Annotated in this window: 16 protein-coding genes; 10 read left to right on the forward strand and 6 right to left on the reverse strand. The window is 72.5% G+C overall.

Features of this window, described 5'->3' with window-relative positions; genetic code table 11:
• Positions 1 to 23: 23 nt before the first annotated feature.
• Together pta and ACLQ27_RS08130 are read left to right on the forward strand one after the other, a co-directional pair.
• Positions 24 to 2,093: a phosphate acetyltransferase gene (gene pta / locus ACLQ27_RS08125; protein ID WP_425866159.1), complete on the forward strand. Its 2,070-nt coding sequence runs from the start codon at positions 24 to 26 to the stop codon at positions 2,091 to 2,093.
• Positions 2,090 to 3,205 carry an acetate/propionate family kinase gene (locus ACLQ27_RS08130; protein ID WP_425866161.1) on the forward strand — a complete coding sequence of 372 codons (1,116 nt, stop codon included), beginning with the start codon at positions 2,090 to 2,092 and terminating at the stop codon, positions 3,203 to 3,205. Before pta ends, ACLQ27_RS08130 begins: the two co-directional genes overlap by 4 nt.
• 54 nt (positions 3,206 to 3,259) lie before the next feature.
• Here ACLQ27_RS08130 and ACLQ27_RS08135 read toward each other — a convergent pair whose 3' ends face one another.
• On the reverse strand, positions 3,260 to 3,433 hold the full coding sequence (locus ACLQ27_RS08135; RefSeq protein WP_234588635.1) for a hypothetical protein: 174 nt from the start codon (positions 3,431 to 3,433) through the stop codon (positions 3,260 to 3,262).
• A 157-nt stretch (positions 3,434 to 3,590) separates the two neighbouring features.
• Here ACLQ27_RS08135 and ACLQ27_RS08140 point away from each other — a divergent pair, with 157 nt between their 5' ends.
• Together ACLQ27_RS08140 and ACLQ27_RS08145 are read left to right on the forward strand one after the other, a co-directional pair.
• Positions 3,591 to 4,481, forward strand: a complete 891-nt coding sequence (locus tag ACLQ27_RS08140; RefSeq protein ID WP_357495872.1) for an alpha/beta hydrolase family protein — start codon at positions 3,591 to 3,593, stop codon at positions 4,479 to 4,481.
• Positions 4,482 to 4,528: 47 nt separating this feature from the next.
• Positions 4,529 to 5,074, forward strand: a complete 546-nt coding sequence (locus ACLQ27_RS08145; RefSeq protein ID WP_425866164.1) for a nucleotidyltransferase domain-containing protein — start codon at positions 4,529 to 4,531, stop codon at positions 5,072 to 5,074.
• On the opposite strand, the gene ACLQ27_RS08150 is transcribed toward ACLQ27_RS08145, so the two are convergent.
• On the reverse strand, positions 4,956 to 5,417 hold the full coding sequence (locus ACLQ27_RS08150) for a MerR family transcriptional regulator (protein ID WP_357574683.1): 462 nt from the start codon (positions 5,415 to 5,417) through the stop codon (positions 4,956 to 4,958). The two genes, ACLQ27_RS08145 and ACLQ27_RS08150, sit on opposite strands and share 119 nt — an antisense overlap.
• A 90-nt stretch (positions 5,418 to 5,507) precedes the next feature.
• Here ACLQ27_RS08150 and ACLQ27_RS08155 point away from each other — a divergent pair, with 90 nt between their 5' ends.
• Both ACLQ27_RS08155 and ACLQ27_RS08160 read left to right on the forward strand, forming a co-directional pair.
• Positions 5,508 to 6,557 (forward strand): aldo/keto reductase, encoded by a 1,050-nt coding sequence (locus ACLQ27_RS08155; protein ID WP_425866167.1) that lies wholly within the window; start codon positions 5,508 to 5,510, stop codon positions 6,555 to 6,557.
• A gap of 99 nt (positions 6,558 to 6,656) precedes the next feature.
• Positions 6,657 to 7,625, forward strand: coding sequence for an alpha/beta hydrolase family protein (locus tag ACLQ27_RS08160; protein ID WP_425866169.1), 969 nt, complete (start codon positions 6,657 to 6,659; stop codon positions 7,623 to 7,625).
• 113 nt (positions 7,626 to 7,738) lie between these two features.
• Here ACLQ27_RS08160 and ACLQ27_RS08165 read toward each other — a convergent pair whose 3' ends face one another.
• From ACLQ27_RS08165 to ACLQ27_RS08175, 3 genes are all read right to left on the reverse strand, one after another.
• Complete coding sequence (locus tag ACLQ27_RS08165; RefSeq protein ID WP_234588641.1) at positions 7,739 to 8,701, reverse strand: zinc-binding dehydrogenase; 963 nt, start codon at positions 8,699 to 8,701, stop codon at positions 7,739 to 7,741.
• 146 nt (positions 8,702 to 8,847) lie between these two features.
• Positions 8,848 to 10,026, reverse strand: a complete 1,179-nt coding sequence (locus tag ACLQ27_RS08170) for an NAD(P)-dependent malic enzyme (protein WP_357495862.1) — start codon at positions 10,024 to 10,026, stop codon at positions 8,848 to 8,850.
• 144 nt (positions 10,027 to 10,170) lie between these two features.
• Positions 10,171 to 10,521: a S26 family signal peptidase gene (locus ACLQ27_RS08175; protein ID WP_357574681.1), complete on the reverse strand. Its 351-nt coding sequence runs from the start codon at positions 10,519 to 10,521 to the stop codon at positions 10,171 to 10,173.
• Between the two features lie 84 nt (positions 10,522 to 10,605).
• Here ACLQ27_RS08175 and sodN point away from each other — a divergent pair, with 84 nt between their 5' ends.
• From sodN to ACLQ27_RS08190, 3 genes are read left to right on the forward strand one after another with little or no spacing between them, the layout of a single operon-like run.
• On the forward strand, positions 10,606 to 11,010 hold the full coding sequence (gene sodN / locus ACLQ27_RS08180; RefSeq protein WP_007464694.1) for a superoxide dismutase, Ni: 405 nt from the start codon (positions 10,606 to 10,608) through the stop codon (positions 11,008 to 11,010).
• A complete protein-coding gene (locus tag ACLQ27_RS08185) occupies positions 11,007 to 11,582 on the forward strand; it encodes a GNAT family N-acetyltransferase (protein WP_357574680.1) in 576 nt (191 codons plus the stop codon). Before sodN ends, ACLQ27_RS08185 begins: the two co-directional genes overlap by 4 nt.
• A gap of 32 nt (positions 11,583 to 11,614) precedes the next feature.
• Complete coding sequence (locus ACLQ27_RS08190) at positions 11,615 to 12,022, forward strand: ATP-binding protein (protein ID WP_234588647.1); 408 nt, start codon at positions 11,615 to 11,617, stop codon at positions 12,020 to 12,022.
• A gap of 72 nt (positions 12,023 to 12,094) precedes the next feature.
• Here the strand turns inward: ACLQ27_RS08190 and ACLQ27_RS08195 are convergent, their stop codons facing one another.
• Entirely contained in the window at positions 12,095 to 12,529 is a 435-nt protein-coding gene (locus ACLQ27_RS08195) for a hypothetical protein (protein WP_255787659.1), read from the reverse strand.
• Here ACLQ27_RS08195 and ACLQ27_RS08200 point away from each other — a divergent pair.
• A complete protein-coding gene (locus ACLQ27_RS08200; RefSeq protein ID WP_357574679.1) occupies positions 12,528 to 13,478 on the forward strand; it encodes a diacylglycerol/lipid kinase family protein in 951 nt (316 codons plus the stop codon). The genes ACLQ27_RS08195 and ACLQ27_RS08200 overlap by 2 nt on opposite strands.
• Positions 13,479 to 13,634: the final 156 nt, after the last annotated feature.

Raw genomic sequence — 13,634 nt, forward strand, 5'->3', positions numbered from 1 at the left:
TCGCGATCTTCTAGGGTGGGGCTGTGGCTCGCAGCGTGTATCTGACCAGCGTCGGTTCCGGCGGGGGCAAGTCGACAATCGCCCTCGGGCTGGCGGAGTTGCTGTCCCGCCAGGTCGGGCGGGTCGGCGTGTTCCGCCCGCTGGTGGCCGACACCGGCCCGGACCCGATCCTCGCGCTGCTGAGCGAGCGGTACCGGGTCGAGGTGCCGCTCGCCGACCTGGCCGGCTCCACCTACGCCGAGGCGGCCCGGCTGGTCGCCGACGGCCGACGGGAAGAGCTGATCTCCGCTGTCGTCCAGCGGTACCGGGCGGTGGAGCGGCAGTGCCCGGCGGTCGTCGTGGTGGGCAGTGACTTCGACGAGCCGGGCGACCCTGCGCACCCCCGCGAGCTGGCCTTCAACGCCCGACTGGCCACCGAGTTCGGCAGCGTGGTGGTGCCGGTGGTCGACGGCTACGAGCAGGAGCCGGCGGCCGTCGCGGCGGCCATGCGCGGGGCGTACCACGATGTGGCCGACCTGGGCGCGACGGTGCTCGCGGTGATCGCCAACCGGGTGTCCGAGCCGATGACGCTGCCGGAGCTGCCCGTGCCGGCGTACGCCATCCCGGAGGTGCCGAGCGTGTCGGCGCCGACGGTGGCCGAGGTGGCGGCGGCGCTCGGCGCCACCCTGCTGGCCGGCGACGACGCGGCGCTCGGCCGGGACGTGCTGGACTACGTGGTCGGGGCGGCACACGTGCCGACACTGCTGGGCCACCTCACCGAGGGCGCTCTGGTGATCACCCCCGGGGACCGGGCCGACCTGCTCGTCGCCGCCAGCGCGGCACACGTGGCCGGGCAGGTGTCGGTGGCCGGGCTCGTGCTCACCCTCGGCGAGCAACCCGACCCCCGGGTGATGCGGCTGGTGGAGGGCCTGAACACCGGCCTGGCCGTGCTCTCCGTCGGCAGCGACAGCTACGACACGGTCGAGGCGTCCAGCCGGATCGAGGGGCGGCCCAGCGTGGCCAACCCGCGCAAGGTGGAGGCCGCGCTGGGCGCGTTCGAGCGCTGCGTGGACACCGACGACCTGGCCCGCCGGCTGCGGGTCAGCCGGTCGACGCGGGTCACCCCGCTGATGTTCGAGAACGAGCTGATCGACCGGGCCCGCTCCAGGCCCCGGCACCTGGTGCTGCCCGAGGGCGCCGAGGAGCGCATCCTGCGGGCGGCGGAGATCCTGCTGCGCCGGGGCGTCGCCGAGCTGACCCTGCTCGGGCGGCCGGACGACATCGCCAGGCGCACCCGCGAGCTGGGCATCGACCTCGGCGACGCGCGGTTGGTCGACCCGGCCACCAGCGGGTGGCGCGACGAGTTCACCGCCGAGTACGCGCGGCTGCGCGCCCACCGGGGCGTCACCGCCGAGCTGGCGCACGACATCGTGGCCCAGCCCAACTACTTCGGGACGCTCATGGTGGCGGCCGGGTACGCCGACGGCATGGTCTCGGGCGCCACACACACCACCGCCGCGACCATCCTGCCCGCGTTCGAGATCATCCGTACCGTGCCGGAGGTCTCGGTGGCCTCCAGCGTCTTCTTCATGCTGCTCGCCGACCGGGTGCTGGTCTACGGAGACTGTGCCGTCAACCGCGACCCGGACGCCGCCCAGCTCGCCGACATCGCGATCTCGTCGGCCGACACCGCCGCCCGCTTCGGCATCGAACCCCGGATCGCCATGCTGTCGTACTCCACCGGCAGCTCCGGTGCGGGCGCGGACGTGGAGAAGGTCGCCGCGGCCACCGCGCTGGTCCGGGAGCGTCGGCCCGACCTGCTGGTCGAGGGGCCGATCCAGTACGACGCGGCAATCGACCCCGCAGTGGCCGCGACGAAGCTGCCCGACAGCCCGGTCGCCGGCCAGGCCACGGTCTTCATCTTCCCGGACCTCAACACGGGCAACAACACGTACAAGGCGGTGCAACGCTCGGCCGGGGCGGTCGCCGTCGGCCCGGTCATGCAGGGCCTGCGCCGGCCGGTGAACGACCTGTCCCGGGGCGCGACAGTGCCGGACATCGTCAACACGGTGGCGATCACCGCCATCCAGGCGGCCGCCGAGGAGGCGTCATGAGTCGGGTACTGGTGCTCAACTGCGGGTCGTCCTCGGTGAAGTGGCGGCACTACGACGGAGACCGGACCGTCGACCAGGGCACCGTCGAGCGGGTCGGTGAGCCCGGCGGCGGCCCGGCGGACCACGCCAGCGCCGTCCGGCAGATCCTGGCCGGACTGGACCTGACCGGACTGGCGGCGGTCGGGCACCGGGTGGTGCACGGCGGCCGGAAGTTCACCACCCCGGTCCTCATCGACGACGCGGTGCTGGCCGCGATCAAGGATCTGGTGCCGCTGGCCCCGCTGCACAACCCGGCCAACCTGGCCGGCATCGAGGTGGCCCGCGCGGCGCTGCCGGACGTCCCGCAGGTCGCCGTCTTCGACACGGCGTTCCACCACACCCTGCCCGAGGCCGCCGCGACCTACGCGATCGACCTGGACACCGCCCAGCGGTACGGCATCCGCAGGTACGGCTTCCACGGCACCTCGCACGCGTACGTCTCCCGGCGTACCGCCGAACTGCTGGGCCGCCCGTACGAGCAGCTCAACACCATCACCCTGCACCTGGGCAACGGGGCCAGCGCCTGCGCGGTCGCGAACGGCCGCAGCGTCGCCACCTCGATGGGGATGTCACCCCTGCAGGGGCTGGTGATGGGCACCCGCAGCGGCGACCTCGACCCGACAGTCATCTTCCACCTGCGGCGGGAGGGCGGGATGTCGGTCGACGACATCGACGACCTGCTCAACCACCGCAGCGGGCTGCTCGGGCTGACCGGCGTCAACGACATGCGCGAGGTGCTCCAGCGCCGGGCGGCCGGGGATCCGGCCGCCGCGCTGGCCTTCGACGTGTACTGCCGGCGGATCACCGGGTACGTCGGCGCGTACTACGCGCTGCTCGGCCACGTGGACGCGATCGCGTTCACCGCCGGCGTGGGCGAGCACGCCGCGCCCGTCCGGGCCGCCGCGCTGGCCGGACTGGCCCGGCTCGGCATCACCGTCGACGAGGCGCGCAACAACGGCGACGGCGACCGGCTGATCTCGCCGGACGACGCCGAGGTGAACGTCTGTGTCATCCGTACCGATGAGGAACGGGAGATCGCCCGGCAGACCCGGGACGTGGTCGGGGCGCACTGACGTCGCCCCGACCACGTGGAGTCGGGCCCGCTCAGCGCATCGCCGCGCGCCCGCTCAGCGCATCGCCAGCCAGGCGACGAGGGCCACCAGCAGCACGACGACGACCGCCGCACCGACAATGAGCGGCAGGCGGGACGGCGCGTCGGCCGGACCGGCGGCCTCCGGCGTCTGGGTGAAGGCGCGGAACGCCTCGGTGTTGCCGCTGGGGTCGGTGTAGTTCTCAGCCATGTCGGTGACCCTAGCGAAGCCGGTCGCGGAGCACCGCCCCCGTCTGTGCCGTCCCACCGGGTCGAGCCGGCCGGCGGAGGCGACCCGACCGGGTGGCGGCCAGAGCCGGGCCGGACGGCGGGGCCGCTGGACGTGCCCGGGCACCTACGGTGAAACGGTGGGGGTTCGACGGCTGGTCGCCGTACTGGTGACGGCGCTGCTGGCCGGTTGTGCGCCGGCAACCGCCGTGGCGGGCGGGTCCGCCGGGCCGCCGTCCGCGCGCCGAGCGCCCGAGGGGTCGTACGTCGTCGGCGTGCGTACGCTCACCCTCGATCCGCGCTCGGCGCGTCCCCTGCCGGTGACCATCTGGTATCCGGCCGGCACCGACGGGGTGGCCGCCGGGCGGTTCCCGGTGGTGATCTACAGCCACGGTCTGCACAGCCGACCCGAACTGCACGCCGGGCTGACCACCCGCTGGGCGGCGGCCGGTTTCGTGGTGGCCGCGCCCGCGTACCCGCACACCCGTGCGGGTGCCGCGCACTTCACCCGGGCCGACGTGCGCAACCAGCCCGCCGACGGTTGGCGGCTGATCCGGCACCTGGGCCGCCTCGACGGCGACCCGGCTGATCCGCTCGCCGGCCACCTGGACCTCACGTCGATCGCCGCCGCCGGTCACTCGGCGGGCGGCTTCACCACCTCCGGTATGTTCACCGAGGGCCACCCGGCCCGGCTGCGCGGGGGCATCGTGATCGCCGGCGGCGGGCTGCCGGGCAGCTTCGCCGGACCGACCGCACCGGTGCTCTTCGTGCACGGCACGGCCGACCCGGTGGTGCCGGTGACGGTGGGCCGGGCGGCGTACGCGCGTACCCCGGGACCTGCGGTGTTCGTCAGCGTGCTCGGCCAGGACCATGGCGCGTACCTCACGCCGGGCAACCCCGGATTCGCCGCCGTTCTCGCCACCACCACCGACTTCCTGCGCTGGACCCTCTACGGCGACCGGACCGCCGGCGCCCGCCTGCCCGCCGACGCGCGCACGCCCGGCACCCGCTACGAGTCCCGCCCGGCCTAGGGTTCTTCGCCCGCGTGTCACGGCGGTGCCCCGGCTAGAGTGCCCGGGTGGACGACCTCGCGCGCCGCCAGTTGGCGAGCATCGCCGACGTGGTCGAGGTGGCCGGGTCGGCCGGCATCGCGGTGTGGTTGCGGGGCGGCTGGGCGATGGACTTCCAGCTCGGCGAGGTGTCCCGACCGCACGTCGACGTCGACTGGTACTGCTGGCACGAGGACGCGGCCCGGCTGGCCGCCCTGCTGCTGGCCCGGGGCTGGCGCCCCGATCCCCGGATGCCTGTGGAGTTGCAGCTCGACCTGTTCGCCGACGACGTGGAGGTGAGCGTCGCGTACCTGGGTCGGGACGACGCCGGTCGCCCGACGGTGGGCGCCGGGTCCTGGGCCGGCACACCACTGCCGGCCGGGATGCTGGACGCGCCATCCGGCCGGATCGGCCCGTTGACCGTGCCGACGATCTCGGTGCCAGCGCAGATCGAGTTCAAGCAGATGTACCCGGTGTGGATGCCGGAGCGGCCTCGCCGTCCGAAGGACGCGGACGACCTGGCTCGACTGCGGGCCGCGCCTCGTCGAGCAGGTCCTCGTACACCCCGACCTTGAAGCCGATCAGGTCCAGGCACTGGGTGAGCCTGCCGATCTGGCCGGTGACGCGCTCCTGGTGCTCGCGCATCAGGGCGAGACGTTCCTCCTCGTTGCCGGCGCCCTCCCGGACGAGGTCGGCGTACCGGCGCAGCGCGGGCAACGGCATGCCCGAGGTACGGAGAATGATGCAGACGGTCAGCCAGTCGACGTCGTCCTGGCTGTAGACGCGACGCCCGCCGGGCCCACGGCGTACCGGATCGACGAAGACGCCCTCCTGCTCGTAGAAGCGCAGGGCGTGCACGCTCAAGCCGGTGCGTTCGGCGACCTGCCCGATGCTCAGACTCACGATGTCCTCGGCCATGCCGAGCAGGGTAACGAGGCTTGACCTAGAGCCGACTCCAGCTCCTAGGGTCCCCCGTGATCGTCACGACATCGCCAGAGGAGCATCGGCATGCGCTATCGCACACTCGGCGGGACCGGCATCGAGGTGAGCACCCACTGCCTCGGAACCATGATGTTCGGTGCCGTCGGAAACCCGGACCACGACGACTGCGTCCGCATCGTCCACGCGGCCCTGGACCAGGGCATCAACTGCGTCGACACCGCCGACATGTACGGCCAGGGTGAGTCCGAGCAGATCGTGGGCAAGGCGCTGCGGGGGCGCCGGGACGACGTCGTCCTCGCCACCAAGGTGCACTTTCCGATGGGTGCGGGACCCAACCAGGGTGGCAACTCGCGGCGCTGGATCCTCAAGGCCGTCGAAGGGAGCCTGCGGCGTCTGGGCACCGACTGGATCGACCTCTACCAGGTCCACCGCCCCGACCCCGCTACCGACATCGAGGAGACGCTCTCGGTGCTCAGCGACCTCGTCCGCGACGGAAAGATCCGCGCCTTCGGGTGCTCGACGTTCCCCGCCGAGGAGATCGTCGAGGCGCACCAGGTCTCCGAGCGTCGCGGCCTCGGCCGGCTGCGCACCGAGCAGCCGCCGTACTCGATCCTGGCCCGTGGGGTCGAGGCGTCGACCCTGCCGGTCTGCCAGCGCTACGGCATGGGGGTCCTGGTCTGGAGCCCGCTCGCCTTCGGGTTCCTCAGCGGGAAGTACCGCAGGGACCGGCCCGTCGACCTGTCGACCGGGCGTGCCGTGCTCCGGCCGGCGCAGTTCGATCCCACGCTCGCCGAGAACGCCGCCAAGCTCGACATCGTCGAGCAGCTCGTCGACCTCGCGGCGGGCATCGGCTGCACGCTCCCGCAGCTCGCCATCGCCTTCACGGTGGCCCATCCGGCGGTCACCTCGGCGATCATCGGACCGCGGACCATGGCACACCTGGAGGACCTGCTCAAGGGCGCCACGCTCACCCTGGACGACGCGACCCTCGACCGGATCGACGAGATCGCGCCGCCCGGAACCAACCGGTACGACCCCAACGCCGCCTTCCCGCCGCGCTCCCTGACCGACACCGCCCGGCGGCGACGCCCGCTCCCCGAACGCGCCGCGGCCTGAACGACCGGTCACGCCCGGTCCGGGTCAGCCGGTCACGGCGTGGGCACCGCGCGTCGAACCGCGCCGAGCCGGCCGGCGCAGCAGGGCACAATTGGTTTCATGTCGCGTCGCGTCACCCCCACGCTGCTGGCCAGCGCCCTGCTCATGGCCGGCCTGGTCGGCTGCTCCGCCGACGCCCGCAAGACCGAGGGCTGGCAGGCGCCCGCCGAGCCACCGCCCGCCGCCGCCACGCCGACGCCGCAGGTACCCTCCGGGACCGCCCCGACGAGCGCCTTCGGCGTCGGCGTACGCCAGCTCAAGCTGAACCGGGACGGCCGTGCGCTGCCGACGACGATCTGGTATCCGGCGGCCGGGAAGGCCGGCGGCGCGGTCAAGCGGTCCGCTGCGGCGGCGCAGGGCCGGTTTCCGGTGGTGATGTTCAGCCACGGCCTCACCGGGCGGCCGGAGGACTACGCCACCCTGCTGACCCGCTGGGCGGCGGCGGGCTTCGTGGTGGCCGCGCCGACCTTCCCGCACACCTCCAAGGGCGGCGACGGCAACATCCTCGACGTGCTCAACCAGCCGGCCGACGTGTCGTACGCGCTGACCCAGGTGCTGGCGCTCGACGGCAAGGCCGGCGACGGGCTGCGCGGCCGGTTGGCCACCGACCGGGTCGGCGCGGCCGGGCACTCGGCCGGCGGGGTGACCACCATCGGCCTCTTCACCGCCAGCCGGGACGAGCGGCTGGACGCCGGGGTGGTCTTCGCCGGTACGGCAGTCGGCGTGGGTACGGCGTTCGCGGGCGCGACCGCGCCGCAGCTGTTCGTGCACGGCGAGCTGGACGAGGTGGTCGACTACGCGGCGGGCAAGGCGGCGTACGACAAGGTGCCCTGGCCGAAGGCGATGCTCAGCCTGCCCAAGGGCGACCACGGGCGGGCGCTGCTCGGCGACGCCAAGACGTTGCGGGTCGTCTCGGACACATCCGTGGAGTTCCTGCGCTGGTCGCTGTACGGCGACGCGGAGGCCAAGAAGCGCATCTCCACCGACGCGACGCGCAACGACATCGCCACCTTCGACAACCACCTCTAACCCACGCCCCCACCCCCTCCCCCCTCCGCGATCTTGCACTTACTGTCGGGGCATAACGGGATATTTTCCGTGAATCGTCGACAGAAAGTGCAAGATCGCGAGAGGGAAGCGGGTCAGGCGGTGTGATCGATGACGATCTTGCCGAAGGCGTCGCCGGAGTGCAGGCGGGCGAAGGCGTCCTCGACCCGGCTGAACGGGACCACGGCGTCGATCACCGGACGGACCTCGTTCTCGGCGCAGAACGCCAGCAGCTCGTACAGCTCCCCCGGCGTGCCCATCGAGGTGCCCAGGATCTCCAGCTGCATGGCGAAGACCCGGCGCAGGTTGACCGACGGCTGGTGGCCGGCCGTGGCGCCGGAGACCACGATCCGGGCCATCGGCGCGGCCGACTTCAACGAGTGGTCGAACGTCGCCGCGCCCACCGTCTCGATCACCACGTCGACCCGCTCCGGCAGCCGGGCACCGGACTCCAGGGCGGTCGCCCCGAGGGCGGTGATCCGCTCCCGCTTGGCGGCGTCCCGGCTGGTCGCGTACACCCGCTTGCCCATCGCGAGGGCGAGCGCGACGGCCGCGGTGGCGACGCCGCCGCCGGCGCCCTGCACCAGCACGCTGTCGGCGTCCGCGACGCGGCCCTTGGTGGTCAGCATCCGCCACGCGGTCAGCCAGGCCGTGGGCAGGCACGCCGCGTCGGTCGCCGCCATGCCGTCGGGCAGGGGGATCAGGTTCGACCGGGGTACGGCGACCCGCTCGGCGAGCGTCCCGGCGAAGTGCTCGGACAGGATGGAGACCCCGCGCGGGTCACCCGGCGTGACGACGACCGGGTAGACGACCATCTCGTTGCCGTGCTCGTCCACGCCGACCGCGTCGCAGCCGAGGATCATCGGCAGCTGGGCGTCGGTGAGGCCGACCCCGCGCAGCGACCAGAGGTCGTGGTGGTTGAGCGAGGTGGCCCGCACCTGCACGGTCACCCAGTCGTCCTCCGGGTGGGTCGGCTCGGGCCGCTCACCGACGGTGAGGGCGGCGAGCGGATCGGCATCGTCGAGGCGGGAGGCGAAGGCGGCACGCATGATCGGCACGGTAACAAGCTGAGCGCCCGTTAAGAAGGGGCCCGCCACCGGGCCACGCCGTCACGTGTACCCCGGGCCACCGCGCCGCGCCTGGCGGCGGGGCTCCTGCCGTCGCGCCTACCGCCGCGCCACGCCGGCGGGCCGCGCTGTCGCGTTCACCGGCGGGCTACTCCGTCGCGGCGGGCCGCTTCGGCGACGGCCTCGGCGACGGCCGGGGCGACCCGCGGGTCGAGCGGCGACGGGACTATCGCGTCGGCGGTCAGCGACTCGGCCACCACGCCGGCGATGGCGTCGGCGGCGGCGACCTTCATCCCCTCGGTGATCCGGGTGGCCCGCGCATCCAGCGCGCCCCGGAACACGCCGGGGAACGCCAGCACGTTGTTGATCTGGTTGGGATAGTCGCTGCGGCCGGTGGCGACCACCGCGACGTGCCGGGCGGCCACCTCGGGGTGCACCTCAGGAGTCGGGTTGGCCAGGGCGAACACGATCCCGCCCGGGGCCATCTGAGCGACGGCCGCCTCGGGGATCTGCCCGCCGGAGACCCCGATCAGCACGTCCGCGTCGCGCAGCGCCTCGGTGATGTCGCCCTGGCGGCCGTCGGCGTTGGTGCTCGCCGCCAGCTCGGCCTTGGTGCCCGTCAGCTCGTCGCGGTGCCGGCCGATGATCCCCTTGGAGTCGCACACGACCACCTGGTCGGGGTTGACCCCACCGGCGACAAGCATCTTCGTCACGGCCACGCCGGCCGCGCCCGCGCCGCTCACCGCGACCCGCAGGTCACCGAGCTTGCGGTTGAGCAGGGTGGCGGCGTTGCGCAGCGCGGCGAGCACCACGATGGCGGTGCCGTGCTGGTCGTCGTGGAAGACCGGGATGTCCAGCGCCTCGTCGAGTCGCCGCTCCACCTCGAAGCAGCGCGGCGCGCTGATGTCCTCCAGGTTGATGCCGCCGAACGACGGGGCCAGCGCCCGCACCACCGCGACGATCTCGTCCACGTCCTGGGTGTCCAGGCAGACCGGCACCGCGTCCACCCCCGCGAACTGCTTGAACAGCACCGCCTTGCCCTCCATCACCGGCAGCGCGGCGCGCGGCCCGATGTTGCCGAGCCCGAGCACCGCCGAGCCGTCGGTCACGACGGCCACGGCGTGCGACGCCCAGGTGTAGTCGTCGGCCAGGTCGGGGTCGGCGGCGATCGCCTCACACACCCGGGCGACACCCGGGGTGTACGCGAGGGAGAGGTCCTCGCGGCTGGTGAGCGGGACCGTCGAGGCGACGGCCATCTTGCCGCCGCGGTGCAGTTGGAAGACGGGATCAGCAGGGTCCACGGAGGACGAAGACATGGCGGTGACTCCAGGATCTGTCGAGCAGACGGGGCGGCCGGGCCCGGCCGCGAGGTGGGCGGCGAGCGGTGGCACGCGGTGCGGGGGGTCACCCGGGCACTTTCCGAGCATAGTGTCGGCACTGCCCCTCGGATGTGAGCAGGGTCATAACGGCCGACGGGGCACCCGTCCGGGGCGGGGCCAGTAGCGGAACACCACCCTTCCGCGCACGTCCGCCACCCCGTACGCACGGGAGTCGTCGGTGACCAGATCGTTGTCGCCGCGCAGCCACCAGCCGCCGTCCTGCGGCCGTACCGCCCGCTTCACGACCAGCAGCTCGGGACGCGTGCGGAACACGGCGACCACCACGTCACCGGGCCGGATCGGGCGCCCGCCCGAGCGGACCAGCACCGCGTCGCCGTGCCGCAGCGTCGGCGCCATGGACGGGCCGGTCACCGAAACGGGCGTCAGCGGCCCGCGCAGGTGCGGCGTCTCCGCCGGGTGATCGGCTCGCACTGGTTTCACCTCCACCCGGTTCGGGGAGCATTCTCAGGAGTAATGTCGCCTTTGATCATCGCAAACTTCCCATGGAGGATCCCGATGCGACTTCCGCGCATCCTTGCGCCCCGCGTCACCGCGAGCGCTCACTGCGACCTGCCGTGCGGCGTCTACGACCCGGCCCAGGCCCGGATCGAGGCCGAGTCGGTCAAAATGATCTGCGAGAAGTACCAGGCGAACACCGACCCGGAGTTCCGTACCCGGGCGGTCATCATCAAGGAGCAGCGCGCCGAGCTGGTCAAGCACCACCTGTGGGTGCTCTGGACCGACTACTTCAAGGCGCCGCACTTCGAGAAGTACCCGAACCTGCACACCCTGTTCAACGAGGCCACCAAGCTCGCCGGCGCCGGTGGCGTCAAGGGCAGCCTCGACCCGGCCACCGCCGACAAGCTCCTCGCGAAGATCGACGAGATCGCCAAGATCTTCTGGGAGACCAAGAAGGCGTGACCGACCCGGTCATCCCGACGATCCGGCCGGTACGTCCCGAGGACGTGCCGGCCGTCGTCGCCATGGTGCACGAGCTGGCGGAGTACGAACGCGCTCCCGACCAGTGCCACCTCACCACCGAGCAGCTCACCTCGGCGCTGTTCCCGACTACTCCAGGTCGAGGCGCGGCGTCAGACGCGCCGAACTGGAGTAGTCGTACGACCGCTCCGGCGCTCTTCGGCCACGTCGCGGTCGACGAGCACGACCGGCCGATCGGCTTCGCGCTGTGGTTTCTCAACTTCTCCACCTGGGCCGGCGTGCACGGCATCTACCTGGAGGATCTCTACGTCTCACCGGCTGCCCGGGGCACCGGCGCAGGCCGGCTGCTGCTCGCCACGCTTGCCGACATCTGCGTACGACGGGGTTACCGGCGGCTGGAGTGGTGGATGATCGAGTGGAATCCGGCTGCCGGTTTCTACGCCTCGATCGGCGCCGAGCAGATGAGCGAGTGGGTCCCCTACCGGCTCAGCGGTGACGCGTTGCGAGACCTCGCCGCTCAGGCGGAGGCCGCCGACACGCGCCCGAACGACTGACCGGGTAGAGTCCCCGACCGGGGGGATGAGGCGTGACTCAACTGACCGGCCAGCCAGCGACCGACGACGACGTGGTGCACCTCACGGTGCCCGCCGACGGCGGCTACCTCGGCGTGCTCCGCACCGCCACCGCCGGTCTCGCGGCCCGGTTGCAGTTCGCGCTCGACGAGATCGAGGATCTGCGGATCGCTGTCGACGAGGCGTGCGCCATGCTGCTCGCCATCGCCACCCGCGACGCCGAGTTGGAGTGCCGGTTCTCGGTCACCAACGACGCGCTGACCGTCGAGGTGACCGTGCCGACCGTGCGCGGGGCGACGCTGCCCGCCGAGTCGTCCTTCGCCTGGAAGGTGCTCACCGCCCTGACCACGTCGGCGTCCGCCGGTGCCTCCGACGGCCGGGCGACGATCTCGTTGCTCACCCGCCGCTCCGGCGGCTACTGACCGACACGCCCCGCCGGCCCCGCCCGGCCGGGGCCGCGGGCGAACCCGTTGCCCTGCGGCCGTGCGGCGGGGTCACTCGAAGCCGAGGGCCTTCGTGGTGGGCGGGCTGACGAGCAGCCAGCCGACGCCCAGGCCGAGCGCCATCAGCGGTACGCCCAGCCAACCCAGCCCGGCTTGGATCATGAACCAGCCGATCGGCAGCAGCATGAGCTGAAGGACGATCGCGGGGGCCCGCGCGCCGGCCTGTCGGCGCAGCAGCGCGCGGCCCAGAGCCCAGAGCGCGACGGCCGCCCCGACGGCGAACGCGGTCACCAGCAACGCCGACGCCAGGTCGGTGGTGGTGGCGGTGAGGTCGGCCCAGACCAGCCAGACCGCGATCAGCCCGACGGCGACCGCCTCCGCCCAGAGCAGCCGCACCGCCCAGCGGAGTGTGACGGGAACCGGGGCCGAGTCGATGGTCACGCGCGCCACGATACCCGGGCTACCGAGAGGTACAGTGCCGCCCATGCGGGCCGTCCTGGTGGTCAATCCGAAGGCCACCACCACCAGCGAACGCAGCCGGGACGTGCTTGTCCGGGCGCTGCGCAGCGAAGTCGACCTCAGTGTGCGCTACACCCGTCGCCGGGGGCACGCCATGGCGCTGGCCCGGGAGGCCGCCACCGAGGGGGTCGATCTCGTCGTCACCCTGGGTGGCGACGGCACGGTGAACGAGGTGGTGAACGGCCTGATGTCGGCCGAACCGCCAGCCGGCGCCGAGGGCGCGTCGATGGCGGAGCGGCTGCCCGCGCTGGCCACCGTTCCGGGCGGTTCGACAAACGTGTTCGCCCGCGCGGTGGGCCTGCCCCGGGAGTGGCCGGAGGCGACCAGCATGATCCTCGAAGGGCTGCGCCTGGGCCGGCACCGCACGGTCGGGCTGGGCCGCGCGGACGACCGCTACTTCACCTTCTGCGCCGGGTTCGGCCTGGACGCCGCGGTGATCCACCGGGTGGAGCAGGCACGGCGCAAGGGGCGGGTCTCGACGCCGGGGCTCTACCTGCGCTCGATCATGAACCAGTACTTCTTCGCCTCGGACCGGCGGCATCCGGCGATCAGTCTGGAGCGACCGGGTGAGCCGGCGGAGGAGGAGCTGGCCACCGTCATCATCCAGAACACCGCTCCGTGGACGTACCTGGGCGACCGCGAGGTCAACCCGAACCCGGAAGCGTCGTTCGATCTCGGCCTCGACGTGCTGGCACTGCGTCAGCTCCGGGTGGCTAGCACAACACGGACAGTCACTCAGTTCCTGTCCCGGCGGCCGGATCCGAGCGGTCGTCAGGTGTTACGACTCCATGACACGGCGGAGTTCACCCTGCTCTCCAGCCGTCCGCAGGCGTTCCAGCTGGACGGCGACTATCTTGGCGAGCGGGAGAAAGTCAGATTCACATCCATTCCGGCCGCACTCAGAGTAATCTGCTAGGTCTCGGGTACTGCCCTTGGTCGACGCGGCGCCGCAACCGCACCGGCGGGCGCCGCCACACCGAGGGGCAGGTGCCGGAAATGTCAGCAATGTCACGCGGACTGTACTATATTGATCCTCGGCTGTGGCACGGCGGGTAACCAGGAACGCACTGGA

The sequence above is a fragment of the Micromonospora sp. DT63 genome (assembly GCF_049841615.1).
GTDB lineage: Bacteria > Actinomycetota > Actinomycetes > Mycobacteriales > Micromonosporaceae > Micromonospora.